This window comes from Kitasatospora sp. NPDC008115, assembly GCF_042957205.1.
GTDB lineage: Bacteria > Actinomycetota > Actinomycetes > Streptomycetales > Streptomycetaceae > Kitasatospora.
The window spans coordinates 16,696-31,381 of sequence record NZ_JBIBHU010000007.1 but is presented as its reverse complement, the minus strand read 5'-3'; the positions used below and the strand labels follow the sequence as shown (position 1 = coordinate 31,381).

Genomic DNA, 14,686 nt, shown 5'->3' with positions numbered 1-14,686 from the left:
CGTATCGAGGGCATTAAGGGGGGCCGTTAAGACATCGTCAAGATATGACCATCAGACCTCTTATATGGGACATATCTCAGCAATTCACCCCGAGGTGGCACCGGGCACGGGGGCGGCGTGTGCGTGTGCCGGGCACCAGGCACCGGGCGACGGGCACCGGGCACCGGGCGCCGTTCACATCCGCATCCGGAGCCGGCAGACCACCGCGTCGGTGTGCCGGCGCAGCGCCCGGTCGATGACGGCGCCGCGGCGGTTCTGCAGGGCGCGCTGCCAGGGGCGGGTGGGTTCGACCTCGGGGATGAGGACGGTCAGGCGGTCGTAGGCGTGCTCGGCGGCGAGGTCGTTGACGAAGGCGGCGATCGGCGGGCCGAGGCGGCGGTGGGCGTCCGGGATCTCGATCAGCGGCACCCCCGGCTGCCAGAGCTCCCAGTCCCGGCGCAGTGACTCGGCCTCGGCCGGCTCGTGGACCACGGTGACGGCGAGGACCTCGTCGCCGAGCGAGAGCGCCGCGGAGAGCCCGTCGCGGGTGAGCCGGGTGATCGCGGTGACCGGGACGACCACCAGGCTGCGCTGCGGGGTGAGCGGCCCGGGGACCCGCCCCAACTCCAGCCGCTCGCCGATCCGCGCGTAGCCGCGGTGCACCGCCTCGAACAGCAGCACCAGCAGCGGCAGGGCCAGGCAGATGCCCCAGGCGCCCTCGGCGAACCGGGTGCCGGTGACGACGAGCGCGGCGGTACCGGTGAGCAGCGCGCCGAAACCGTTCAGCGCCGCCTTCCACCGCCAGCCGGCCGGCCTCTGCGCGTACCAGTGGCGGACCATGCCGACCTGACAGATGGTGAAGCCGATGAACACGCCGATCGCGAAGAGCGGCACCAGGCTGTTGACGTCGCCGCCGGAGCCGGCCAGCAGCACCGCGGAGACGGCGGCCAGGAAGAGCACGCCGTGCCGGTGCACCTGGCGGTCGGCGCGCAGGGCGAAGACGTGCGGGAGGTGGTTGTCGCGGGCGAGCAGGTGGAGCAGGACCGGCAGGCCGCCGAAGGAGGTGTTGGCGGCCAGGCCCAGCAGGACCACGGTGGCGAACTGCACCAGGTAGAAGCCGGCGCCGTGGCCGAGCGAGGCGTCGGCCAGTTGCGCGAGCACGGTGACGCCCTCGACCGGCTGGAGGTGGAAGCGGCCGATCAGCACGGCCAGTCCGATCAGCATCACGCCGAGCAGCGCGCCGAGCGCGACCTCGGTGTGCTGCGCGCGCTTCACGCCCGGCGCGCGGAAGGACGGGACGGCGTTCGCCACCGCCTCCACGCCGGTCAGCGCGGAGCAGCCGGCCGCGAAGGCCTTGAGCAGCAGCAGCGCGCCGACGGTCGTCGCGTCGTCGGCCAGGGCGGAGGCGTGCCCGGCGGCGGCCGCCGTGCTCACCGGCGCGTCCCGGAACAGGCCGACCACGACGACCGTCAGGATCGACAGCACGAAGACGGCGGTCGGCGCCAGGAACCAGCGGGCCGACTCGGCGATACCGCGCAGGTTCACGGCCGTGACCAGCGCCAGCACGCCCAGGCAGAGCCAGACCCGGTCGCCGTAGAGGGCGGGCACGGCGGAGGTGAGCGCCGCGACGCCGGCCGTCACCGAGACCGCCACGTTCAGCACGTAGTCCACCACCAGCGAGGCCGCGGCGGTCAGCGCCGTCCGCCGCCCCAGGTGTGCCTTGGCCACCGCGTAGGAGCCGCCACCGTCCGGGAAGGCCGCGATGACCTGCCGGTAGGAGGCGACCAGCACGGCCAGCAGCACCGCGATCGCCGCCGTGACCGGCAGCGTGAACCCGAGGCCGTACGCCCCCGCCGCGGCGAGCACCAGCACCACGGACTCCGGTCCGTACGCCACCGAGGCCATCGCGTCGAGCGACAGCGCCGCCAGGCCGCCGAGCGCGGTCAGCCGGTGCCGGTCGTCACCGTCCGCGGCCCGGCCGGCGGCGCCGGTATCCGGTGGCTCGGGTTCGGCGGCGAGGGCCGTGGCGAGGGGACTGGACATCGGACGGGACCTCCGCAGTCGATCGGTTGCTCCGATCCTGCGGGCGGCGTCCGGCTCCGTCCCGTACCCGCTACGCGTTCCTGACGCGCGGCGGCCCGCTCTTGACGGGCCCTTGACGACGGCTGGACAGGGTGGGCGGACCGCTGTCCCGGCGGGCGCCGGTTGGGAAGACGATCAGCTCTCACGGAGGACTCCCGGCGCGCTCGCACGCGGCCCGGGACTGCTCGGCGGCCAAGCTGAACGGTCCGACCCCACCCCTGCCCCACCACTGTGCTGCCTGGCACAGGTAATTGCAAGTCATTCGCAATAACCCTCACCCCCTGGCCTCCATTACCCTCCGCACGTGCCCCACCACCCTCAGCCCCCGCCCCACCCCTCCTCCCCTCTCCTCCTCATCGACCTGGACCACACCCTGGTCGAACGCGACGGCCCCACCGACGCCTGGGCCACCGCCTTCTGCGCCACCCACGCTCTGCCCGCCGAGGCCGCCCCCACCGTCCACGGCCTCCTCCTCGCCGACCGCTCCCCCGCGGGCTTCGCCCGCATCGCCGCCCGCTACGGCCTCCCCCACTCCGGCGCCGCCCTCTGGGAGGAACACGTCGCCCACGAGGCCGCCCGCACCCACCTGATCCCGGGCGTCCCCGAAGCCCTCGCCGCCCTCCGCGCGGCCGGCTGGCTCATCGCCGTGGTCACCAACGGCTCCACCGACATCCAGCGCGCCAAACTCGCCCGCACCGGCCTGCTCCCCGCCGTCGACGCCGTCTGCGTCTCCGAGGAGGCCGGCGCCCGCAAGCCGTCCCCCGAGATCTTCCACCTCGCCGCCACCCGCCTCGGCCGCACCCTCACCCCCGCCGACTGGATGGTCGGCAACAACCCCGCCACCGACCTCCGCGGCGCCCACGCCACCGGCCTCCGCTCCATCTGGATCACCCCCACCCCGCCCCCACCCCTCCCCCCGTCCCACCCCACCCCCACCCACACCGCCCCCAACACCCCCACCGCCGCCACCCTCCTCCTCACCCTCCCCCACTGACCCCCAAAAACAACGAAAGACCCCCGGTCCACGTCTCCGTGAACCGGGGGCCTTCCATCAATCCTGTGGCTGGTGCAGGGTTCGAACCTGCGTAGCTTGCGCGACAGATTTACAGACCGCCGACCAGGGGTGCCCTGACCTGCGAGACCTTGATCGCGGACCGCATCTGGTCCGCGCCTGGTCCGGATCATGCGCTCGGTGCCCCCGCCAAACTCGTGCGCGGAAGTGGGCTAGGAGGCGGACCCGGGAGCTCCGGCGGCCGGGACCGACCCACGCCCTTGCCCGGCCACTTCATCAAGACGACGACACATGCTGGCGCGGCCCACCAGTTGGGTAGCGCAAGAACGTGCTGCCCAGACCTCCATGCAGGGATGCAGAATCGGACAGCACGTCCAGGAAGGCTCTTCGCTTAACCTACAGCGCAGCCACCAGCTTTTTGGCGTCTATGACACAGTTATCCAGGTAATCGGCCTTCACCTGAACACGGTGCCCCATGATGTCCAGCTTTCCCGGCCTCTGCGCATAGAGGGGGCATCCACGAGCCTGTGCGACAACCCCAGCGGTCTGGAAATCTCGGATCTCCACAATTCCGCCATGCACCGTGTCAAAGGTGAACATGTCGGGGTTTGACGCCATGAGTGCTTCGATATCGCGGTCGATGGAGTGCAGCACAGCTGCGTATGCGGAAGCCGCCCCCATGTACTGAGTGAGCCGGTTCTTTGCGATTAGGTGCACTCGCGGTAGGTCTCGACCCGCCTCGCGCAGTCGAGTCGCAAATGCATACTGCGTGTAGATTTCCGACGGCAGCCGGAGGCCGTAGATCAACGAGAACGCGTTCTGGATGGCGCGACGCGACGAGTCGTCAGCCATCACCGGCAGGACCAACTTGTCGGCAGCGGAAAGCGCGACCTGCGTGTACATCGAGAAGGAGGGGTTTGTGTCGATGAACACCGTGTCGTAGTCACCGGCGGCTGCTTCGAGAAGGTCCTTAATCCAATCGATAATCCGCAGCCACGAGTTTGTGGTCGGAATCGACGTATTCGCCAGCGCCGACATGGCGGTTGCCTGCATCTCCAGCAATGGATCGCCGGCAATCAGATCGATATTCTCCGGGATCGCCTGGTTGTACTGGTTCGGCTTCGATACATAGTCGGCCGCCACGATGGTCGGCGGAGCGAAGGGGGCGGTTAGGCGCAGCTCGAAGTATCCGCCGATGGTGCGACGCGTCGGCTCCCCCTGTCGGGCAAGCAGTACTTCGCTACCCCGGAAGGCGAGCCCTCCGTAGAGCAACTCAGAGAGGTTAGCCTGTGGACAGACGTCCACGGCAAGAATGCGCTCACCGGGGTTCTCATGGGCATACAGCGTCAGCGCCTGGAAGGCGAGGCTCGTCTTGCCGGTGCCGCCCTTGTTGTTCCAGAAGGCATAGGTGGTCAACGGTGTCCTCCACGCGAGTCGGACGATGAGGACATCGTAATGTCCATTTTGGACATCCGCAAGGCCTGCGTGGACTTCTGTACGGCATGAGCAGTCGGTGGTGGCGCTGGGCCGCCCTTGGGCGAAGCAAGCCAACGGTGCGCAACAACGACAACCGCCGACCACTGTCCATCTGGGCAGGAGAGCGGTTGCCACCTGCGCCGCCAGCTGGTGGACTGGCGGCGCAGACTTGAACATCAGGTCAGGGTGTTCGCGATGAGCACCATCGAGTCCACGATCGCCACGGCGCCAGCAGCGGCCAGCTTAGCGGCCTTCCCCGGCTTGTTGGCGTAGCCGATCGTCGGGATGCCGGCAGCCTCCCCGGCCTCGACGTCGCGGGCCGCGTCGCCAATGAAGATGCAGCGCTCTGGCCCGGCGCCTGCGGCCGCCATGGCTTCGAGTAGGAGGCGCGGGTTCGGCTTCATGGAGGAGGGGTCGCCTGGGACTCGCCCAAAGACGCCGGCCACGTAGGCGCTGAGGCCGTGTTCGGTGAGGTAGGCCTCAATGGCTCCGCCCGCGTTGTTGCTGACCACGGAGACCAGGCGACCGGAGCGGACGGCAGCTCGCAGAACCGATTCTCCACCCGGGGTCGGACGGGCGACCTGGACGGCTTCGGCCTCCAGCGCGGCCAGGGCGGCGTCCGTGCTCTCCGTGAGAGCGGGCCGGGCGTCCGCGACCAGGCGGAGCAGGGCGAGCGGGTCGGCCTCCTCCTCCGCCCCGGCCGGGGCCTGCTCGCCCGCGGCGAGCAGGCGCTCCAGAATGCGCCATGCGACCTCTGGGGCGGGAAGGCCGGCGAATACCGAGCACACCGGGCCGTCGAAGTCGAGGAGCACGTGCTTCACCGGCCGCAGCACGTCGGCGAGTTGTTGAGGGGTGGCAATCATGACTGCCGCTCGTACGCGATCGCGCTCCACACGCTGTCGAACCACATCTGAGCCTGCTGGACGTATTGCGATCCGAGCGAGGCGTCGTCCGGGCCGGCGGCGTGGTGCAACAGGGTGGTGTCCTTGCCGGTCACGTCGTAGAAGGTGTGGGCCGTGTCGTCGATCGCCACGGTGCGCTCGCGGAGCGGGTAGAAGCCGAAGAACGCCTCCGACCGGTTCAGGATGTACAGCTTGAAGAGGCTGGACGCCCGGTGGACCTTGACCTCGACGCTCGCTTTCTGGACCAACCCCAGCTCGGCCAGCATCTCCACCGAGTGCGCGATGCCGCCGGCGTTCGTCAGGGCGATGTTGCGGGCGCGTTCCCGGAGGGCGGCTTCGTCCTGGAGCCCGTCGACGAGTACCGGCACGGCCATGGGCGCCGTGGTGTCCGGCAGCAAAAGCCGGATGGCGATGGACTCCGGCGCCAGCCGACCGGAGCGGACCTTGTCGAGCGGTTCCTGGAGCGCGTTGTGGAGCGTCTCGCTGGAGAAGCCGGCGAAGTCGAGGGTCACCTGCTGCTGCTCGAAGGCGGCTTCGAGGTGAGGCCGCAGCCCGACCGGCCGGGATGTCCGCTCCCGGACGAAGGACCCGCTCCCCTGCCGGGTCACGATCAGCCCCTCGGTGCGGAGCAGGTTGAGCGCCTTGTCGACCGTGCCGCGCGCCACGCCGAAGTGCTTCGCCAGCTCGGGGCCTGAGGGGAGCTTGTCGCCGGTCTCGAAGCCCGGCTTCTTGGTGAGGATCGACGCCCGCAGAGAGCTGCCGACCTGCTGATACGGGGGGGGGCGAGAGTCGCCCGGGTCCAAGGCCATGGACCAATGCTAGGGCGGGTGCCCAGCAGTCGCGGGAAACCCAACTCTCTTGCTCTGCCTAGCAGGTTCTCCCCCGACAAGGCGCGCTGATCGACGATGTCATCAACGGGCTAGCCCAGTGAGTTGCATCGTTCCGCCAACGCCAGAAGCTCTGGCGAGGCTGTTTTCCCCGCAACAAGCACAAGCTCACGGATGGTGGCCCTCGTAGCAACGTGCGTTCTCACCGTCTCAGGTGCCAACTCCTCAGCACGAAGCAGGCAGTCAAGCGCTTCTCCGGCGTGACGGCGTTGAGCATGCGCCCGTCCCATGTCCATCAGCAGGCGGGACCGCCGCTCTGGCGACGAGCCGCTGGCGTCGATCCCCAGGGCCACGTCGAGCGCCTCGCCGGCGTCGCCGAGATCCACGGCTGTAGAGACCGTCTGGATCTCAACATTCGTCGGACCGAACTCCAGGTTGAAGTCGTTCCGGTCCTCACCAATCCGGGCGGCGACCTGGCGGGCGTTGTTCAGCTGCCTTCGCGCTTCCTCGCGCTGACCGCCCCGGGCTGCGATGAGCGCGAGCACAAGGTGCAGGGAGCCGAGAACCGACAGCAACTCGGGCTCGGCATCCTCGGCGTGCTGGTTGAGTACAGCCACCGCGCTGCTGGCGGCGTGCTCGGCCTGGTCCAAGCGCTTCAGGCGGACAAACGCCTGGGCCAGCCGGAAGATGCCGGCGAAGACGTAGAGGGGGCGGCCGGCTTGCTCGGCGGCCCGGATCGAGCGGTCGGCGGCGAGCCACGCCGCGTCGGCCTCATCCTGGCGGACGAAGGCGGCGGCGAGCGCCTGATAGGACTGGCTGAGAAGACCCGCCAACTCCGGGCGGTCCTTCGGCGAAGCCGTCCGAACCGCCCGCTCCAGCCGCGGCAGCACTCTGCCCAGCAGTGCACTCAGCTCTGAGAACCGCGCCGCATGGGTGAGCTCCCAGACGTCCTCAACGGCGGCCGTCAGCTCCTCCACCGTCGGCTGCTCACTCGTCGGCACCGGAGCAAGCAGGACACCGAGCGCCGGGTGCCCGGAGATGAGGAGTCGCGCTTCGTCGAGGTCGTTGGGCTGCTCCTCCACAGCTGGGGGCACCGGCGTCGCCTGCGGCGCCTCGGGCTTCAGCACCTGCACCGAAACGCCTAGCCCATCGGCCAATAGCTGGAGGACGTCCAGCCGGACGACCGGCTGGACCCCCCGCTCAACCTGGGACACCCAGCTCGCGGTACGGCCGATCGCCGCCGCCAACTCATCCTGCTTCAGGCCTCGCTGCCTCCGCAGCTGCGCAACCCGGGCCCCGAACGCGCGCGACTCCTCGGTCATCACTGCCCCACCGCTCCCGAAGGGAGCTTGCCGGCCACCTCGTCGAGGAACGTGACCTCGTAGGACTCCAGGTACTGGCCGCGCTCCGCCAGAAAGTGCCGAACGTGCGGCTGCTCCTCATGCGCGTCGAAGGCGGCCCGGTCGGCATAGAGCTCGTAGAAGACCCGCACCTGCGGCTCGTTCGGCACCCGGTGGTTGACGTAGACGAGCGTGCCGGGCTCGTGCGCCCGGATGCCCTCCAGTGCGGTGGCAGCGAGCTCATCAAAGGCATGAGCAGCTGCCTCATCCGTAGCGGTGAAGCGGACGACGAGCCCATATCCCATGGTCACAGCTCCTCTATCAGGCAGAACGCCAGTTTGACACGGTCGCTGAATCTCTGCGACTAGCAGTGTTCCTTGACTCGCAGAATCTCTGCGAGTACGTTCACAGTGTCACACCGAGTGGGACAGGGGTGACACAGAGGGGCCTTCTTTGGGCTGCCCTGACCTGCGCGAACGTCTGCGCTTCCTTCGTCGTGACGCTCCACCTGTCTACTCAGGAGGCTTCGCCATGCTCGCCACGCCCCGTACCACCGCCACTCCGACCGTGACCGGTCATTCCTACGCCCGTCGGGTGGCGTCGCTGACCAGCGGTTCCGGTCGGATGTCGGCCGGTGCGTGGGTGGCGGAGGCGCGGGGCGTCGAGCGTCGTCGCCGGGCGGTGGCGTGCCGGATCGGTCGTCTGACCGGGACGCGGGCGCCGCGGTGGGCCGGCGAGATCGGCGAGCAGGCGTGGCGCACGATCCTCGCGGCCGGTGTGGCGGCGCTGGCCGACAACGCGGCGTCGCCCCGGACCGCCCCCGAGGAGAAGCGCACCTGCACCACCTGCGGCACGCGGCTGAACCGGGCGAACGGCGGCACCGTATGCAGCCCCTGCCTGGCCTCCGCCACCCCGGAGCCGACGCAGCAGGCCACCGTCGGCGCCCGCCCCGCGTCGGACATGGGCCACCTGGCCGACACGGCGCGGGAGGTCGCCCCGCACCTCGCCGACGGTACGGGCGGCGGCGTGGTCGACCGGACCCGCAACGGCCGCGTCGAGGCCCTGGTCGACGAGATGTTGGCCGCCCGCCCGGCGGGCGCGCTCGTCCTGGTCGGCGAGGACGAGCGGCGGGCGGTCGAGCGGTGGAGCCCGTTCCGGGGCGGCCCGCGCCACGTCGTGCGGTGCGCCGACGGCTCCCGCCGCTACGGCACCGGCGAACTGGCGCCGGAGCACTAAACCCGCAGTTCAACCCACCTGACGCCCTGTGCGGTGGACGGCTCCCGTGTCCTTGGCCGGAAGAGGAGCCGTCCCCCGCCGGGCCCACCAACCACCTAGGAAGAGGTAGACCCGTGCGGTCGATTGTTGCAGGCCAGACGGCCCTGACGGAGGACGAGTTCGCCGAGCTGGCGCTCGGCGTGGACTCCGAGTTCACCCGCCTGTTCACCGGCGTGCCCGGTGAGAGCGAGACGGAGCGCGCCGCCCGGATGGACGCCGCGGCCGACATCGTGGCGGACCTGCGCCGGGAGGACCAGGCGCTGGCCGCCTACGCCGAGCGCCTGCTGAGCACCGCACCGGTGCCGCTGCGGCGCCCGGCCGTCATCCGCCGCACGGCGAGCACCGAGCGGGTGGCGGCGTGAAGCGGGCCGCCGGCCGGATGGACCTGCTGGCCTGGCTGGCGATGAGCGCGGCCGTCGTCGTCTCGGCGCACGGGGAGTGGGCGCTGGCCGTCGACAGCGGATTTCACCCCGTCGTCGCCGCCGGCCTCCCCCTGGCCCTGGACACCTACGCGCTGCGGGCCCTGCGGGCCGGCCGTGAGGTGTTCCCGCCGGTGCTCGGGATGGTCGCCACGAACGCCGCCGCGCACCTGCTCGGCGCCGGCGTCATCACCCCGGACTGGCGGCTGATCGTCGCCGTCTCGGCGATCGCCCCGCTCGTCCTGTGGCGGGTGCACGTCCTACACACCCACACCACGCCCGCCGCCGAAGACCCGGAGCAGGCGGCGGAGGACGACCTGCCGCCGTTGTGGGCCGAGGCTGTACCCGCCGTACCCGCGCCGCCCGAGGCGTACCCGCAACCCGTACCCGCCGCAGCCGAGGCCGCCCCGTTGCCCGCCGCCGAGCCGGTGGTGGAGTTGGAGTTCTGCCCGCTCCCGCCCCGCCCCGTACTCGCAGCCGGGCCGGAGCGTATCCGCCCGTACCCGGCTGCCGAGTACGTACCCGAGGACGGCGGATACACCGGATACACCGGCCCCGACCAGCGCGAACAGCCCGAAGACCTCGACGAGCTGACCCCGGTCGCCGCCGAGCACTTCGCCACCGTACTCGCCGACGGCGCCCTCCCTTCCATCCGTACCCTGCGCGCCGAGTACGGCATCGGACAGCCCCGCGCCCAGCGAGTACAGGACCAGCTCCGCACCCGCCAGGCGACCGCCCCCACGCCCGTCGCCGCCTGAACCCCGGGAGATCACAGTCATGTCCGTGACCCAGATCAACGTGATCAGCTTCGGGTACCTGCACGGCGCCCCGCCCGAGGCCCACCTCACCCTCGACCTGCGCAAGCACTTCAAGGACCCGCACGTCGACCCCGCCCTGCGCCACCAGACCGCTCACGACCTGCCGGTCCGTCGGGCCGTCATGGGCACCCCGGGCATCCGGGAGGCCATCACCGCCGCCGCGCTGGTCGCCGACGCGTTCGACGCCGGACCGAGCCCCGCGCCGCTGACCATCGCAGTCGGCTGCGCGGGCGGACGCCACCGCGCCGCGACCGTCGCCATGGCCATCGCCCGCCGCGTCGGCAAGACCGGCACCACCGTCCACCTCACCCACCGCGACCTCGACAAGCCCGTCGTCCACCGCTGACCAGGAAGGACCGCCACCATGCGATTCACCCGCAAGCAGGCCACCGACCTCGCCAACTCCCTCGACCAGGGCGCCGACGACAAAACCGAGGCCGCCTCCTCCGGCGACGCCCACGCCGCCAACCCGGCCAACAGCACCCTGTCCCGCAAGCAGGCCAAGGCGTCCGCCCGCATCCTGCGCGGCCAGGCCCGCGACATGCGCGCCGACGCCGACGCCATCCGCGACGGCGTCAACCCCACCGAACTCGGCTACACCCCGTGACCGCGACCGAAGGGGCCGTACCCGCCGCCGCATCGACGCTCGTCGAGGTCACCGCCGCTCCCCAGATCCAGCCGCCCACCGCCGGTCCTGCGGTGAAGACGCCACCCGCCCCCGCCCCCGCTGGCGGGGCGGTGCCGGGGGTGCCGCTCGCGGTGGCCGTGGCGAACGCGCTCGGCGGCACCGTCGCCGGGGCGCTGTCCCTCGGCGGCCCCGTCGCCCTCGCCGTGGCCGGCACCGCCGCGGGCGCGGCCGCGATCGGCGGCCTGGCCCGCCGCTCCCGCACCCCCCGCCACCACACCCCGCACACCGCCGCCCACCGCGCTGCCGCTCAGCGGGCCGCCACGCCGGGTGGCCTCTTCACCCCCGCCCCGACCGGACGCACTCCGAGGGCGGGCGGCGTCAACTCGCCTTCCCCGTCGGCTCGTTCCGCGCCGTCCGGTGCCCGTTCGGCCGGTCGTTCCGCCGCTCCGGCCTCCTCCTCCGTGTCTCGGAAAGGACCCTCCGCCATGGGTCGAACGGCCGACACCCCGTCCCCCGCCCGCAGCGCGACCGGGCCGTCCGGCGCCGCTGCGGGCCCCCGCGTGAAGTCCGGCGGGCCGCGCCACCGGGCGAACAGCGCCGCGCACACCCTGGCCAAGGCCGCGTCCCGTCTGCCCGGCTCCACCCCGCACGCCGGGGCCGGCGGCGGGCAGGTCGACCGGCGGGCCGAGCGGCGGGACCGGCGGCTCGCGAAGGTCGCCGAGCGCACCGCCCGCAGGGTGGCCAAGGGGCAGGCCAGGGCCGAGCGGGCCGCCGGGATCGACCCCGCGACCGGCGCGGGCGCCCACCCGGCGGGGCCCAGCGTGCTGCGCGGGTCGGGTCCCTCGCCGGTGCAGGCGAAGGCCCTGCGCCGCTCGGCGGCGCGTCACCGGGCGCGGATGGCTGGCGTCGCCGCCGCGACCGGCCTGGTCGGCCTGGCGTCGGCGGCGGTCGGCAACTGGCGCCACAAGGGCAAGGTCGCGGGACACGTGCGCCGCACCTGGGCCCGCATGGCCACCCGTGCCCGCGCCGTGCGCGCCGCCCGGGACGCCGCGATCCTCGGCACCACCAACCCCGCCGACACCCACACCCCGGCCGCCGGGGCCGCGGCTGTGCCGGTTCCCGCCCAGTACGTCAACATCCCCGGCCGCCCCACCCCCACCCCGGCCGGCACCACCCCGCCCCCCGCCGGCGCCGGCGTCGACGGCGTCGACGAGTGGACCGTCTTCGGCCGCCCCAGCCGCCCCGACCACACCCCCTTCGCCGCCCCGATCACCCTCGGTCAGTCCACCGTGAAGGAGTCCACCGTGTCCGACCTCGACGGCAGCGCCACCGCCGCCACGTTCAACCTCACCTCCGCCGCCGACGTCCTGCTCCAGGCCGCGACCACCTTCGACCCCGAGACGATGATCGAGTTCGGCGCGTTCGCCGACGACCTGCCCGTCGCGTTCACCACGCTCCAGGACGTCCTGCGCGTCCTCGCCGAGCAGGCCGCCGAGCGCCTGCCGCTCGACCCGAGCGTGGTCGAGGAGATCAGCCAGGGCTACCGGGCCATGGGCGCGGTCGTCCACGCCCTCGACGAGGTCGCCCCCACCTTCCGCAAGGCCCACGCCGAGGACCTGGAGCGCCACGAGAACCCCCGCAACGGCCTGGACGCCGAGCGGAAGTGGAACGTCTGACCCCTCCCCGCCCCAACTCCGACCTTCCGCATCCCTGACCGGGCCGTCCACACCCTGTGGACGGCCCGGCCCCGTACGGCTGGAGCCCACCGCATGACCAAGACCACCAAGACCACCGGCCCCAAGGTGGACTGGAAGGCCGGACACGGCGTCCTGTCCGGCACCCTCAACGCCACCGCCGGGGCGCTGACCACGACCGCGCTCGGCCACGCGAGCGGCATGCCCGCCACCTGGGCGCTCGCTGCCGGCGCCGCCGGGGCGCTCGGCACCATCGGATCGGGACTGCGCAAGCACCTGACTGCCGCCACCCTCACCTTCCGCAGCACGTGCTGGATGACGGCCGGCGGCTGGTCGTCCTGGGCCCTCGCCCACGGCGGGCCGTGGCAGTGGCCCGAGATCGGCTCGCTCGCTGCCGCCGGGATCGCCGCCGGCACCCTCGCCGTCGGCTTCGCCGCGCACGAGGAGGTCGAGCAGGCCAAGCGCCAGCACCTGCTGTTGATCGGCGCCCGCCGCCAGATCGCCGCCGAGTGGACCGACCGCATCAAGCGCGTCTGCAACGTGGACGTCACCGTCCTGGGGATCGAGCACTGGCCCTCAGGCGCCGGCTACACGCTGGAGATCGAACTGCCCGAGGGCGGCACCACCCGACGGTCCATCACCGACCGCACCGAAGGCCTCGGCTCCGACCTCGACCTGCCCGACGGCTGCGGACTCCAGGTCATGCCCGGCATCTCCCGACGCCGCGTCCTCATCATGGTCACCACCAAGGTCCTCACCGACCAACTCCTCTTCCCTGTTGACGAGATGGGCGAGGTCACCACGGTCAACAACCCGATCCCGGTCGCGCTCATGTCGAACGGGATGCGGGCGGAGATGGACCTGCGGCAGGCCTCCACGATCGTGACCGGGCCGACCGGCAGCGGCAAGACCAACTGGCTCCACTCGCTGATCGCCCGCCTGCTCCAGACGAACGACACGCTCGTGTGGGTGATCGACCTCAACGCCGGGAGCATCGGCCTGCCCTGGCTGAACGCCTGGCGCGACGCCCAACTCCACCGCCCCACCTCACGCTGGGCCGACGCGGACATCCCGGTGCCGGGCGTGGACTGGGTGGCCTCCACTCCGGAGGAGGCCAAGCGCATGCTGGGGGCGGCAGTGCGGATCGCCAAGCGCCGCAAGGCCGCCTACCAGGACGCCATGCGCGACGCCAACGACGACAAGCTCCCCGTCGGCCCCACCGTGCCGGAGATCGTCATCGTCATGGACGAAGGCGCCGAGGTCGCCGCCACCCGCGAAGCCCGCGCCGTCCTCGCCGGTGTCTCCGAGGTCATCCGCATCGCCCGCGCCATGGCCATCCGCGCCGTGGTCTCCGTCCTGCGCGTCACCCAGGACGTCATGCCCGACCCGCTCGTACGCAAGATGGCATCCAACCGCCTCGCCACCGGCGCGTTCGAGGACTCCGAGCTGGGCCACCTCTTCGGCTGGCGGGCCCTGCGCGCCGAGGACAGCTTCTCGGGCCCGGGGTCGGTGCTGGTCGGCACCGAGGGCAAGCAACCCGCCAAGGCCCGCCAGCCACGCATCACCCCCGACATGATCGAGGAGATCAGCGCACTCACCTCCCACCGCCGCCCCACCCTCGACACCCCCTCCCTCGAAGCCGCCGGCACCGACTACACCAACCGCTGGCTGCTGGAACGCTGCGGCCACCTCTGGGCCACCGACACCGAGACCGTCACCACCCCGGCCGCCGCCGGCACCACCACCGCCACCACCCCGGGCGCCGGCCCCGGCCGGGGCGCGGCCCCGACGGGTGGGTGGAAGGCCACCGCCGGATGGGACACCCCCGCCGAGGCGCCGGCCGACGACCTCGAATCGATCTGGCTCCTGCCCGCCGCCGGCACCGAGACCGACAACACCCCGCCCGGCACCGACTGGTCCGACCCGTCCACCTGGGCCACCGGCCGCGAACCCGCCGCCCCGGAGGAGCCCGGGGCGAAGGACGCCGCGCTGCGGCTGCTGATCGCCGCCGGCTCCGAGGGCACCGGAGCGAGCGCCATGGAGAAGATCCTCAAGCCCGAGTTCGGCACCACCCGCCAGACCATCAACGGCTGGCTCAAGGCATGGGTCGAGAGCGGCGAAGCCGTCCGCGTCGGCGAGGGAAACAAGACCCGCTACGTCCACCACCGGCACGCGGAGAACCCCCCGCCCGGGGACTGAACCACCCTGCTGTCGCCCCACCACGCAAGGGAGGG

The 14,686-nt window shown here is 72.0% G+C and carries 14 protein-coding genes; 8 read left to right on the top strand and 6 right to left on the bottom strand.

The window, feature by feature from the left end; genetic code table 11:
* Window positions 1–174: 174 nt before the first annotated feature.
* Window positions 175–2,022 carry an APC family permease gene (locus ACFZBX_RS11315; protein WP_391533145.1) on the bottom strand — a complete coding sequence of 616 codons (1,848 nt, stop codon included), beginning with the start codon at window positions 2,020–2,022 and terminating at the stop codon, window positions 175–177.
* Between the two features lie 343 nt (window positions 2,023–2,365).
* Between ACFZBX_RS11315 and ACFZBX_RS11310 the strand changes: the two genes are divergently transcribed.
* On the top strand, window positions 2,366–3,055 hold the full coding sequence (locus ACFZBX_RS11310) for an HAD family hydrolase (RefSeq protein WP_391533143.1): 690 nt from the start codon (window positions 2,366–2,368) through the stop codon (window positions 3,053–3,055).
* Between the two features lie 414 nt (window positions 3,056–3,469).
* On the opposite strand, the gene ACFZBX_RS11305 is transcribed toward ACFZBX_RS11310, so the two are convergent.
* The 5 genes from ACFZBX_RS11305 to ACFZBX_RS11285 all read right to left on the bottom strand — a co-directional run bounded on the left by ACFZBX_RS11305 (window position 3,470) and on the right by ACFZBX_RS11285 (window position 7,923).
* Window positions 3,470–4,489: a ParA family protein gene (locus tag ACFZBX_RS11305; protein WP_391533141.1), complete on the bottom strand. Its 1,020-nt coding sequence runs from the start codon at window positions 4,487–4,489 to the stop codon at window positions 3,470–3,472.
* A gap of 236 nt (window positions 4,490–4,725) precedes the next feature.
* Window positions 4,726–5,412, bottom strand: coding sequence for an HAD family hydrolase (locus tag ACFZBX_RS11300; RefSeq protein WP_391533139.1), 687 nt, complete (start codon window positions 5,410–5,412; stop codon window positions 4,726–4,728).
* Window positions 5,409–6,260, bottom strand: a complete 852-nt coding sequence (locus ACFZBX_RS11295; protein WP_391533137.1) for a GntR family transcriptional regulator — start codon at window positions 6,258–6,260, stop codon at window positions 5,409–5,411. Before ACFZBX_RS11295 ends, ACFZBX_RS11300 begins: the two co-directional genes overlap by 4 nt.
* A 110-nt stretch (window positions 6,261–6,370) precedes the next feature.
* A complete protein-coding gene (locus tag ACFZBX_RS11290; protein ID WP_391533135.1) occupies window positions 6,371–7,600 on the bottom strand; it encodes a helix-turn-helix domain-containing protein in 1,230 nt (409 codons plus the stop codon).
* A complete protein-coding gene (locus ACFZBX_RS11285; RefSeq protein ID WP_391533133.1) occupies window positions 7,600–7,923 on the bottom strand; it encodes a putative quinol monooxygenase in 324 nt (107 codons plus the stop codon). Before ACFZBX_RS11285 ends, ACFZBX_RS11290 begins: the two co-directional genes overlap by 1 nt.
* 226 nt (window positions 7,924–8,149) lie before the next feature.
* Between ACFZBX_RS11285 and ACFZBX_RS11280 the strand changes: the two genes are divergently transcribed.
* The 7 genes from ACFZBX_RS11280 (at window position 8,150) to ACFZBX_RS11250 (ending at window position 14,651) form a co-directional block, all read left to right on the top strand.
* Window positions 8,150–8,854 (top strand): hypothetical protein, encoded by a 705-nt coding sequence (locus tag ACFZBX_RS11280; protein ID WP_391533132.1) that lies wholly within the window; start codon window positions 8,150–8,152, stop codon window positions 8,852–8,854.
* Between the two features lie 113 nt (window positions 8,855–8,967).
* On the top strand, window positions 8,968–9,255 hold the full coding sequence (locus ACFZBX_RS11275) for a hypothetical protein (protein WP_391533131.1): 288 nt from the start codon (window positions 8,968–8,970) through the stop codon (window positions 9,253–9,255).
* Entirely contained in the window at window positions 9,252–10,070 is an 819-nt protein-coding gene (locus ACFZBX_RS11270) for a hypothetical protein (protein WP_391533130.1), read from the top strand. The genes ACFZBX_RS11275 and ACFZBX_RS11270 overlap by 4 nt, the downstream gene beginning before the upstream one ends.
* Window positions 10,071–10,089: 19 nt before the next feature.
* On the top strand, window positions 10,090–10,476 hold the full coding sequence (locus ACFZBX_RS11265; RefSeq protein WP_391533128.1) for an ATPase: 387 nt from the start codon (window positions 10,090–10,092) through the stop codon (window positions 10,474–10,476).
* 18 nt (window positions 10,477–10,494) lie between these two features.
* Window positions 10,495–10,737, top strand: coding sequence for a hypothetical protein (locus tag ACFZBX_RS11260; RefSeq protein WP_391533126.1), 243 nt, complete (start codon window positions 10,495–10,497; stop codon window positions 10,735–10,737).
* Window positions 10,734–12,434 (top strand): hypothetical protein, encoded by a 1,701-nt coding sequence (locus ACFZBX_RS11255; protein WP_391533124.1) that lies wholly within the window; start codon window positions 10,734–10,736, stop codon window positions 12,432–12,434. Before ACFZBX_RS11260 ends, ACFZBX_RS11255 begins: the two co-directional genes overlap by 4 nt.
* A 93-nt stretch (window positions 12,435–12,527) precedes the next feature.
* Complete coding sequence (locus tag ACFZBX_RS11250; protein WP_391533122.1) at window positions 12,528–14,651, top strand: hypothetical protein; 2,124 nt, start codon at window positions 12,528–12,530, stop codon at window positions 14,649–14,651.
* Window positions 14,652–14,686 lie beyond the last annotated feature (35 nt).